The 10906-nt window shown below is 39.8% G+C and carries 12 protein-coding genes and 1 other RNA gene; 6 read left to right on the top strand and 7 right to left on the bottom strand.

All coding sequences use genetic code 11. The features are described 5' to 3' along the window. Window positions 1–989: Rib/alpha-like domain-containing protein (locus QM374_RS10330; RefSeq protein WP_414311685.1), on the top strand; the 989-nt coding region annotated here is incomplete at its 5' end. A 399-nt stretch (window positions 990–1388) separates the two neighbouring features. On the opposite strand, the gene ssrA is transcribed toward QM374_RS10330, so the two are convergent. The 6 genes from ssrA to QM374_RS10300 form a co-directional block, all read right to left on the bottom strand. Further along, window positions 1389–1736, bottom strand: a transfer-messenger RNA (tmRNA) gene (gene ssrA / locus QM374_RS10325). Between the two features lie 103 nt (window positions 1737–1839). Further along, window positions 1840–2421 carry a class I SAM-dependent DNA methyltransferase gene (locus QM374_RS10320; RefSeq protein ID WP_414311684.1) on the bottom strand — a complete coding sequence of 194 codons (582 nt, stop codon included), beginning with the start codon at window positions 2419–2421 and terminating at the stop codon, window positions 1840–1842. A 260-nt stretch (window positions 2422–2681) separates the two neighbouring features. Further along, on the bottom strand, window positions 2682–3341 hold the full coding sequence (locus QM374_RS10315; RefSeq protein ID WP_414276791.1) for an amino acid ABC transporter permease: 660 nt from the start codon (window positions 3339–3341) through the stop codon (window positions 2682–2684). Window positions 3342–3350: 9 nt separating this feature from the next. Further along, the gene (locus tag QM374_RS10310; RefSeq protein WP_414311683.1) at window positions 3351–4028 is read right to left on the bottom strand and encodes an amino acid ABC transporter permease; all 678 of its coding nucleotides are present in this window, start codon (window positions 4026–4028) and stop codon (window positions 3351–3353) included. Between the two features lie 12 nt (window positions 4029–4040). After that, window positions 4041–4835, bottom strand: a complete 795-nt coding sequence (locus tag QM374_RS10305) for a transporter substrate-binding domain-containing protein (RefSeq protein WP_414311682.1) — start codon at window positions 4833–4835, stop codon at window positions 4041–4043. Window positions 4836–4845: 10 nt separating this feature from the next. Next, window positions 4846–5604: an amino acid ABC transporter ATP-binding protein gene (locus QM374_RS10300; RefSeq protein WP_248036023.1), complete on the bottom strand. Its 759-nt coding sequence runs from the start codon at window positions 5602–5604 to the stop codon at window positions 4846–4848. Window positions 5605–5781: 177 nt separating this feature from the next. Here QM374_RS10300 and recJ point away from each other — a divergent pair, with 177 nt between their 5' ends. Continuing rightward, entirely contained in the window at window positions 5782–8007 is a 2226-nt protein-coding gene (recJ, locus tag QM374_RS10295; RefSeq protein WP_414311686.1) for a single-stranded-DNA-specific exonuclease RecJ, read from the top strand. Between the two features lie 61 nt (window positions 8008–8068). On the opposite strand, the gene QM374_RS10290 is transcribed toward recJ, so the two are convergent. Continuing rightward, window positions 8069–8916, bottom strand: a protein-coding gene (locus QM374_RS10290) for an IS630 family transposase (RefSeq protein ID WP_414311681.1) whose coding sequence is annotated in 2 segments (ribosomal slippage) — window positions 8069–8598 and window positions 8598–8916 — 849 coding nt in all. Because the reading frame shifts where the segments join, the coding sequence is not laid out codon by codon here. 416 nt (window positions 8917–9332) lie between these two features. On the opposite strand from QM374_RS10290, the gene rpmG reads away from it, so the two are divergent. The 4 genes from rpmG to QM374_RS10270 form a co-directional block, all read left to right on the top strand. Further along, the gene (gene rpmG, locus QM374_RS10285) at window positions 9333–9485 is read left to right on the top strand and encodes a 50S ribosomal protein L33 (protein ID WP_414311680.1); all 153 of its coding nucleotides are present in this window, start codon (window positions 9333–9335) and stop codon (window positions 9483–9485) included. Window positions 9486–9494: 9 nt separating this feature from the next. After that, a complete protein-coding gene (gene secE / locus QM374_RS10280; RefSeq protein WP_001211016.1) occupies window positions 9495–9671 on the top strand; it encodes a preprotein translocase subunit SecE in 177 nt (58 codons plus the stop codon). Window positions 9672–9728: 57 nt separating this feature from the next. Beyond that, the gene (nusG, locus tag QM374_RS10275) at window positions 9729–10265 is read left to right on the top strand and encodes a transcription termination/antitermination protein NusG (protein ID WP_414311679.1); all 537 of its coding nucleotides are present in this window, start codon (window positions 9729–9731) and stop codon (window positions 10263–10265) included. 190 nt (window positions 10266–10455) lie between these two features. After that, a partial coding sequence (locus tag QM374_RS10270) for a sigma-70 family RNA polymerase sigma factor (RefSeq protein WP_414311678.1) occupies window positions 10456–10906 on the top strand: 451 nt, incomplete at its 3' end.

The following is a 10906-nucleotide window of genomic DNA, read 5'->3' as shown; positions in this document are numbered from 1 at the left end:
AGTTCAAGACACCAGTAGATACAACAACCCCAGGCGATAAAACACCAACAGTTGTTGTGACTTACCCAGATGGTTCTAAGGATGAAGTTCCAGTAACTGTTAAAGTAGTAGATCCAAGCACAGATGCAGACAAGAACACTCCAACAGCGAAAGAGCAAACTGTAAACAAAGGTGAAACTCCAGACGCTAAGAAATCAATTGGTAATGTAGATGATCTTCCTAAGGGCACAACAGTAGAGTTCAAGACACCAGTAGACACAACTACACCAGGTGATAAAGGAACTACAGTCGTTGTGACTTACCCAGATGGTTCTAAGGATGAAGTACCAGTTAAAGTAACTGTAAAAGATCCAAGTGCACCAGCTACAGATGCAGACAAGAACACTCCAGTAGCGAAAGATCAAACTGTTAAACCAGGAGATAAACCATCTGCTAAAGATTCAATCGGTAATGTCGGAGATCTTCCTAAGGGTACAACAGTAGAGTTCAAGACACCAGTAGACACAACTACACCAGGTGATAAAGGAACTACAGTCGTTGTGACTTACCCAGATGGTTCTAAGGATGAAGTACCAGTTAAAGTAACTGTTAAAGATCCAAGTGCACCAGCTACAGATGCAGACAAGAACAAAGTAACGGATCCATCAGTAACTCCAGTTACAGATCCAAGCAACTTGACTGACGCCGAAAAAGCTAAAGTAGCGGAAGAAGTTAAGAAAGCTAATCCAACTGCGAAAGATATCAAGGTTAACAATGATGGATCAGTAGTTGTAACCTTTGAAGATGGATCAGTAGCAGTCATTCCAGCTGAAAAAGCTGTTACAGCTGCTAACCAAGATTCACCTGCTCAAGCACCAGCTAAGAAAGCAGGAGCGAAAGAATTGCCAAATACTGGTACAGAACAATCTAGCGCTTCACTTGCTTTAGCACTTCTTGCAGCAGCAACAGGCGGACTCCTCTTCGCTAAAAAACGTGAGGAAGAAGAGTAAGAAATTACTCAAATAAAGCAAAACTGAGAATCTCAATTCTATGAATTTGCTAGAAAAACCGTAAGAAGAAATTCTTACGGTTTTTTTGATGGATAATGATTAGGAGAAAGGGGAAATGTCAGTCTTACAGATCTTTGAAATGCTAAAAATTCAATTGAATAGCTGTTCAATGTATAGTGGATTGAAATAAGATATGAACAGAGAGATTAGAAAAGTTAAACTAATTTCTAGAAAAATTTTTAGCAGTTGTAGTATACTGTTCTAGATTCAATCTACTATATATGCTATTTTTCCCATAGAAGAAAAGTTAATGTTCCCATCTTTCAAGTATCTTGATGTAACATTGTAAACTTGTATGAGGACAGAAAAAACGTTGAGATCATCAACGTTTCTTTAATATAATGGAGCCGGTGGGAGTCGAACCCACGTCCAAACACCTGCTAACATATTTGTCTACAACCATAGGTTATGTATTGTTTTAACAGTCCCTCGACACATAACTCAAGCCTAGGAACTGCGAGTCTATAAATCTCTTATCAAACTGCTAGACAAAGCTTGATCGTATCTCGCTAATAATAAGACCTGTCATCAGACACGAGCAATCCGAATCGGGTCACGCCTGCTGGTTTTTAGGCAGCTAGAGCGTAAGAAGTGTTATTTTTTGCAGTTATATTTAACTGAGCGTTTACGTCGCCACACGAGTCGCAAAATATGCCTCATAATGCCTGTCGAATCCGTAACGACCCCAAAAGACAATATAACTATTATACCTTATCTATTGGGAAAATGCAAAAGCTGAGTAAAGATTAGCATTTGCTTTGTTTTTAGGGCTTATCTGATACTCTAAGGGCTAAATATTCTTGCTGCTTGTAAGAAATAATTGGGAAGGTTTATGGAGAAAGAGATGGTCTGAGCTGTAGAGTATTTGACTTGTTATTTCCGAGAAACCTTGTTGGCTGAGACTTTCTTCAAGTTCAGAAATGATAAAACCGTGTGTCTCTCCATCTGGTACAGTAAAATCAGCGATAAAGAGTTGTCCGCCATGAGTCAAATGTTCCTTGAACATAGATAGACTGTCATCAAGATTAGGCATATGATGAAGAACTCGACTGACGATAATAAGATCGAACTCTTCTTCAAGTGGTTCAAGTAATAAATCCTGTTGAATCAAGTCTAGGTTTTCAAGTTTTTGATTTTCAATCTTGAGACGAGCTTGCGCAAGCATCTTGTCTGCAATATCAACCAAGGTCACTGATTTAGCTTGTTTGGCAAGAGGAAGGGCGATAAGGCCAGTTCCACCTCCAAAGTCTAGGATTGATTTGTTTGACAAATCAGGCACTTGTTTTATTAGATGCTGGCAAACAAGATCGGCCAGAAATTGATTTTTTGGAGAATCAAATGATTCTGCTCGATGATTAAAATGATGTTCCATATTTCTAGTCTAGCATAAAGTTTGGTAGTTTAACATTTCCTAGCTTATTTTCTAGTAAAGAAATAAGCAAAAAGATTTCTCTCAAAAGGCGGTGGGACAGAAATCGATAGACAAAGTCTCGATTTCGTAGTCTCAGCCCCGCGAGGATGATTAGGAGCTTTTTGGAGTCTAAAAGACGAACAAAAAGTTCAATCAGCTACCGCGTCAATGTTTGATTGTTAATAAAAAGTGAGGTCGGGATTTTTTGTCCCAACCTCTTGTTATTCTGCAGCTTGTTGCCAACGTTTTGCTAGAGTCCGTGAAAGGCTTGAAATAGCTAGGTTGAAACTGAAGTAGATTAGGGCGATCAGGATATATAAGCTAAAAACCTGTTCGGGCTCAAAGTATCGGCCCATAAGGATTTGACTGGCACCAAAAAGCTCTTGGAGGGCGATTACAGAGTATAAAAGACTTGTATCCTTAATCACTGTTACAAATTGAGAGATGATGGCAGGGAGCATCTTGCGGATGGCTTGCGGTAGGATGATGTGATAGAGGATTTGGCGATAGGAGAAACCTTGTGCCATCCCTGCCTCGTATTGTCCTTGATCCACTGCGTTAAGACCACCTCGGATAATTTCAGCCAGAGCTGCAGATGTAAAGAGAGTAAAGGCGGTGATTCCAGCTGGGGTAGATTTCATTTTAAAGACTAAAAAAATAGTGAAAATCCATAGTAAATTAGGAACATTTCGGACAAATTCAATGTAGACACTAGCAAGGATTCGTAATAGGGTGTTTTTTCCATTACGCATGACAGCGAGGATGGTTCCAATCAGTGTTGAAAGCGTGATAGCAATCAAAGAGATATAGAGGGTTAGACCAAAACCTTTTAAAATAAAGATGAGGTTGTCTAGACTGAGAACTTCAAGAATACTTTCCATAAAAACCTCCTAAAGTGAATAAGCTTTTTTGTTAGCTTGCTCCATTTTTCGTCCAAATTGGGCTACAGGGAAGCAGAGGGCAAAGTAGAAGAAGGCAGCACCTAAAAAGGCTGGGATGTAGTTGCCGTTGAGTGCGGACCAAGATTTGGTGACAAACATAAGATCAACTCCAGAAATGATAGCTACTGTCGAAGTATTCTTAATCAGGTTGACGACTTGGTTGGTCAAGGGAGGGAGAATGATGCGAAAAGCCTGCGGTAAGATAATCAGGCGCATTGCATTTTGGTAGGTGAATCCTTGAGAAAGGGCGGCTTCGAGTTGGCCTCTAGGGATAGACTGAATTCCTGATCGAATGACCTCGGCGATATAGGCACCGTGGTAGAGTCCGACGCAAAGAACGGCAGTCCAGTAGATAGGAATCATGATAGTATGGTTACTAATCAGAGGCAAGCCGTAAAAGACAATAACGAACTGAACTAGGAGAGGGGTGTTTTGATAAAATTCGACAAAGATACGAGACAAGATCCGTAAACTACCATGTTTGCTAGTGGATAAGGTACCAAATAGGATGCCCAATAGCATGGCTAGGGTAAAAGAACCTAGAGCAATAGCTATAGTAAAGAGAAATCCGTTAAAAAATTGACCAAAATGTTGAAAATAAGCTGTCCAAGATGATAAATCTATCATGTAGCTACCTCCTTATTCTGCTGAGTGTTTGGAAGGTTTGAGATTGTAGCGACCGTATAAGTCCTGCAAGGTCCCGTCCTGACTCCATTTGACAACCAATTGATCTAGGTAGTCATTCAGTTGCGTGTTTGATTTTTTGGTTACAATACCATAGTCAGAAGGTTTGAAGCTATCGTCAAGTAGTTCAGTTCTTTTGCTGGTATACCCGGAAAGGATAGAACGGTCTACTGAGAAGGCATCGATCCGATGGGCGTGGAGGGAGGTGATCAACTCAGGATAAGAGCCGAGTTCGACAAATTTAAAGGATAGTCCTTTTTTATTACCTAGCTCTGTAATCAGCTTTTGGGTGATGGATCCTTGTGCGACTCCAATGGTTTTTCCGTTTAAATCTTCAATATCTTTAATCTTACCTGATTTATTTACCAAAAATCCACAGGCGTCTGTATAGTAAGGGCTGGTGAAGTTGTAGAGTTTTTTTCGTTCGTCAGTAATTGTGAAGGTGGCGATATCCATATCCACTTGTTCGTTGTCTAACAGAGGACCTCGAGTTTGAGCAGTAACTGGAACGTAGCGGACCTTGACCTTGAGTTGATCTGCAATCAGTTTGGCTAAATCTGTTTCAATACCTGAGAATTCTCCAGTTTTCGGGTTTTTATAGCCGAAATTAGGGACGTCTTGTTTGACGCCAACAACGATTTCTCCCTTTTTTTGGATATCTGCGATACTGGTATCTGCTTGAACTGATGTCACAAATCCAATGCTTAAAAGACTGGTAACTACTGTTGCAAGAAAGAAATTCTTTTTCATAGGCATCTCCTTATTTGACCTTGTCACTTTCGTGGTTGATAATCTTGCTGAGAAATTGTTGGGCGCGCGGTTCACTTGGGTGATCAAAAAATGCATCCACATCTGTTGTATCGACCAGGACTTGCCCTTCTGCCATAAAGATGATGCGATCAGCTACCTTACGAGCGAAGCCCATTTCGTGTGTGACGATGATCATATTCATGCCGTCGTGGGCTAGTTTTTGCATAACAGCTAGGACATCGCCGATTGTTTCGGGGTCGAGAGCTGAGGTTGGTTCGTCAAAGAGGAGGAGTTCAGGTTTCATAGCCAGGCCTCTAGCGATAGCTACTCGTTGCTTTTGTCCGCCTGATAAGGTGGCTGGATAGGACTCTTTCTTATCCCACATATTTACAAATTCTAAATATTTTTGCGCAGTTTTTTGAGCCACTTTGGGATCAATACCCAGTACTTTAATAGGTGCAAGAGTTACATTTTCTAACACGGTCTTGTGTGGATAAAGATTAAAATGTTGGAAAACCATACCTACTTCCTTGCGGAGGGGGACCAAATCCTTTTGGCTAGCACCTGCCATTTGGTGTCCGTTTACCAGGAGACTTCCGCTATCAATCGCCTCTAGACCATTGATGGTACGGATAAGCGTGGACTTTCCAGAACCAGATGGTCCAAGTAATACAACAACTTGGCCTTTTTCAAAACGAAGGTTGATATTCTGGAGTGCGTGGTAGTCTCCGTAATACTTTTCAACAGCTTTAAATTCTACTAAAGTCATAATCTTTCTCCTTTGTGTTAGATTTTATAACATAGATTCTACAACAAAAGCGTTTTCTTGTCAAATGATATTACAAAGAAATTAGTAAAACTTTGATAAAAGTAAACCGGATAGAGAAAAACTGAAAATCATGTTATAATAAAACGATAGAATCGTAAGAAAGAGTGGATGATTTTTTTGATAATTCCTACTTATAATTGGCAATTTGCTCCGCAAGTTGAGGATGCGGATTTTACAAAGATCGCTAAGAAAGCTGGTTTGGGCGCGGAAGTGGCTCGTTTGTTATTTGAACGAGGCATCAAGGATGAGGCCAGTCTGAAAAAATTTTTAGAACCTTCTTTGGAGGATTTGCATGATCCCTACCTTTTAAATGATATGGAAAAGGCAGTGGAGCGGATTCGCCATGCTATTGAGCAAGGGGAACTGATTCTCATTTACGGGGACTACGATGCGGATGGGATGACTTCGGCTTCCATTGTTAAGGAAAGTTTAGAACAGTTAGGCGCTGAGTGCCTGGTTTATCTTCCTAATCGCTTTACGGACGGCTATGGTCCAAATGCCAGTGTCTACAAATATTTTATCGAACAGCAGGGTGTGTCTTTGATTGTGACTGTGGACAATGGTGTGGCGGGGCATGAGGCCATTGATTTGGCTCAGTCTATGGGAGTGGACGTCATTGTGACTGACCACCATTCTATGCCTGAGATTTTACCAGATGCCTATGCTATTATCCATCCTGAACATCCAGGGGCGGACTATCCTTTCAAGCATTTGGCGGGGTGTGGGGTCGCTTTTAAGTTGGCTTGTGCTCTTTTGGAAGAAGTACAGGTCGAGTTGTTGGACTTGGTTGCCATCGGTACAATTGCCGATATGGTCAGCCTGACGGACGAAAATCGTATCATGGTCCAATATGGTCTTGAGGTCTTGCGCAATACTCAGCGAATGGGCTTGCAAGAAATGTTTGAAATCGCTGGGATTTCGAGTAGTGATGTGACAGAAGAGACAGTTGGTTTTCAGTTAGCACCGCGTTTAAATGCTCTAGGACGTTTGGATGATCCCAATCCAGCTATTGATTTGTTGACTGGATTTGACGATGAGGAAGTGCATGAAATCGCCCTTTTGATTCATCAAAAGAATGAAGAACGTAAGGAAGTTGTTCAGTCCATTTACGATGAAGCTAAGAAAATGGTGGATCCTGATAAAAGTGTTCAAGTTTTGGCCAAGGAAGGCTGGAATCCGGGAGTTCTTGGAATTGTAGCTGGGCGTTTGCTTGAAGAACTAGGGCAGACAGTCATTGTACTGAATATCGAAGATGGACGCGCCAAGGGGAGTGCTCGAAGCGTAGAAGCAGTCGATATCTTTGAAGCCTTGGACCCGCATCGAGAACTGTTTATCGCCTTTGGTGGTCACGCAGGTGCTGCAGGTATGACCCTTGAAGTGGATAAGTTGGAAGTCTTATCCGATGTTTTGGAAGCCTATATCCGAGAAAAAGGTGCAGATGCCCAAGGTAAAAACAATTTATTTTTAGATGAAGAACTGGACTTAGAGGACTTGAGTTTGGAGACGGTGAAAAGTTTTGAACGTCTAGCTCCTTTTGGGATGGATAACCAAAAACCTGTCTTCTACATTCGAGATTTTCAAGTTGAAAATGCTCGCGTTATGGGGGCTGGTAATGCTCATCTCAAGCTGAAAATTTCAAAAGGTGAGGCCAGTTTTGAGGTAGTCGCTTTTGGTCAAGGGAAATGGGCGACTGAATTCTCACAGACCAAGCAACTGGAACTAGCAGTGACTCTCTCTGTCAACCAATGGAATGGACAAACAACCTTGCAGTTGATGATGGTTGATGCCCGTGTAGAAGGTGTCCAGCTCTTTAACATCCGTGGTAAGAATGCCCTGTTGCCAGAAGGTGTACCTGTTTTGGACTTTACGCAAGAGTTACCTGATGTGACCTCTTGTCCAGCTATTGTCGTGAAGAATATCCCTGAGGATATGTCCCTCCTTAAGAAAATCTGTCAGGAGCAGGAGTTTTCAGCTCTTTACTTTAAAAATGATATCGCTAAGGCTTACTACTTGACGGGCTATGGCACAAGAGAGCAGTTTGCAAAATTGTATAAAACCATCTATCAGTTCCCAGAGTTCGATATTCGCTATAAACTCAAGGATTTGGCGGCCTATCTCAAGATTGAGCAAATCCTATTAGTCAAAATGATTCAGATATTTGAAGAGCTTGGCTTTGTGACCATTGAAAATGGAGTCATGAGGGTGAATAAAGAGGCTGAAAAGCGTGATATAGCTGAAAGTCGGATTTATCAAAAGCTTAAACAAACTGTTAAAGAACAGGAGATTATGGCGCTTGGAACAGTCCAAGAAATCTATGATTTCTTGATGGAAAAAAGTGAATAGAGATCGAAAGAGTTGGCTTGCTGACTCTTTTTGTTTACTAACAAAAACCTCATCAATATAGTCAATTGAAACAAGAATAAGACAAAAGAGCCTCGAAAAAGGTATTGCAACTTGGCAATACCTTGTTGAGGTGCTTTTTGATATGAGCCCATGTTTTCTCAATAGGATTGTACTCAGGTGAGTAGGGAGGAAGTGGTAAAAGTTTATGCCCAAATTCTTCACATAAGAACTCTAGCTTACCCATTCTATGGAATCTTGCATTATCCATAATAATAACTGATGGTGTGTTTAATGTTGGTAAGAGAAACTTCTGAAACCAAGCTTCAAAAAAGTCGCTCGTCATCGTCTCTTCGTAAGTCATTGGAGCGATTAACTCACCATTTGTTAGCCCTGCAACCAAAGAAATCCTCTGATATCTTCTTCCAGATATTTTACCTCTTATCAACTGACCTTTTAATGAGCGACCATATTCTTGATAAAAATAAGTATCGAATCCTGTTTCATCAATATAAACAGGTGCTAGATGTTTTAAACTATTAAAATTTTTAAGAAATAAAGCTACTTTTTCTGGGTCTTGTTCATAGTAGGTGTGATTCTTTTTTTTCGAGTGTACCCCATAGCTTTGAGAGCATAGTGGATAGTAGTTGGATGACAGCCAAATTCAGAAGCTATTTCAGTCAAATAAGCATCTGGATTGTCAGTAAGATAGTTTTTGAGTCTATCTCTATCAACTTTTCTTGGTTTTGTTCCTTTTACTTGATGGTTTAGCCCTCCTGTTTTCTCTTTTAGCTTTAACCAGCAATAAATGGTATTACGTGAGATTTGGAAAATGTGTGATGCTTCTGTTATACTACCTGTTCGCTCACAATAGCCGAGAACTTTTTTACGAAAATCTATTGAATATGCCATAAGAAGATTATACCACATTATGTACTGTTTTAGGTTCAATTGACTATAGTGCTATGTGAGAGGAGTGAAGGGCTGTTGAACCTTGTTGAATAAAGTTAGTCGGAGTAGAAAATGGATAAAGAGAAGAAAAAGAAATTACTGGCAGAGTATAAGCAATAACAGAAGAAAGAATTTGAAGCAAGTTTACCGATATCAAGGGAGACTTTTTTAGATTTGTTTGATTGTTTGGATCAGGAGTTAGAGTCGCTGACTTGTTATGACGCTTTTCTTTTGAAAAATTATGTTTAAAAGTATTTTGGATAAATCCCTTGGTAAATCAAGTGGAAGTTACTTTGAGAAATTACCTTAAAAAATCAAAAACGATTTAACTTGTCAAAGCAGAGGTTTATTGTTATAATAGATATGATGGAGGCATTATGGCACTTAAAAAAGCAAGTCTAGCCTGTGCGGTTTGTGGTTCTAGAAACTATTCGATTAAGATTAGTGGAAATCCAAAACCAACACGCTTAGAAGCAAATAAATTTTGTAAACACTGTGGCAAGTACACCACACACCGAGAAACGAGATAGGAGAAAACGATGCGTTTTATTAAGGATATTTTTAAACTTCTTAAAGAAACAACTTGGCCGACTCGCAAGGAAAGTTGGTTAGATTTTAAATCTATCATGGAATACACTGCTTTCTTTGTAGTGATGATTTATATTTTTGACCAATTGATTGTTAGCGGATTGATTCGTTTTATTAATATTTTTTAAAATAAGCTAAGGAAAAGATCTAGTCGCTGAAATTCTTCAGTTAGGAAAGGAAAAAACATGGATAGTTTTGATAAAGGATGGTTTGTGCTACAAACTTACTCTGGCTACGAAAATAAAGTAAAAGAAAATCTATTGCAACGTGCACAAACATACAATATGCTAGAAAATATTCTACGTGTTGAAATTCCTACACAAACAGTGCAAGTAGAAAAAAATGGAAAGAAAAAAGAAGTCGAAGAAAATCGCTTTCCAGGTTATGTTCTTGTAGAAATGGTTATGACCGACGAAGCATGGTTTGTTGTACGTAACACACCAAACGTAACAGGATTCGTAGGTTCACACGGAAATAGATCAAAACCAACTCCACTTTTGGAACAAGAAATTCGCGATATTTTAGTTTCTATGGGTCAAACTGTCCAAGAATTTGATATTGATGTCGAAGTTGGTCAAACTGTTCGTATTATTGACGGAGCTTTCGCAGATTACACAGGTAAGATCACAGAAATTGATAACAATAAAGTTAAGATGATTATCTCAATGTTTGGTAATGATACAGTTGCAGAAGTAAATCTTAACCAGATTGCAGAGCTTTAATCAAAAATATTATCAATATAAAATCACAAACAAAGACAACTGTAGAGACAACGGTTGTCTTTTTATCTCTCATCTGTCTTCCTCAATACTTCCTGATACACCTTGAACTCAAAAAAGCACAAGACAGAAACCAAAGCCCTTCTTTCCCCCTTTCTCTGCTATACTACAAGCAGAGAAAGGGGGAAAGCAAATGCTTGAAAAGAATTATGCAAAGGTAAAAGGAATTGTCCATAGATGCCGAAAAGATTATTATCTCCATCTATGGGGAAAAGAAGACTGGGACCAAGAAGGCATGATTTGTCTCCATGAACTTCTAGAACACCATCCAGAACTAGTGGAAAAAGAAAAGAAACTCTACGTCTACTTCAAAACAAAATTTCGCAATCGAATCCTTGATAGCGTCAGAAAACAAGAGAGTCAAAAGCGTCGCCTAGACCGAATGGCCTACGAAGAAGTAGGGGAGATTAGCCATCGCCTACCAGAAGGAGGATTGTGGTTGGATGATTACTACGCTCTTCATGAATTGTTGAATACTTATAGAAGAAAGTTACCACAAGATAAGCAAGAAGCCTATGAACGCCTCTGGGCAGACGAACGATTTAAAGGCCGCAAAGCCCTTCTCAGAGAGCTGAAGGCAATAT

Origin of the sequence: Streptococcus infantis, from assembly GCF_047465525.1 — a bacterium.
Taxonomy (GTDB): domain Bacteria; phylum Bacillota; class Bacilli; order Lactobacillales; family Streptococcaceae; genus Streptococcus; species Streptococcus infantis_R.
The sequence above is the reverse complement of the archived record's forward strand: the minus strand, read 5'-3'. Positions and strand labels throughout refer to the sequence as shown.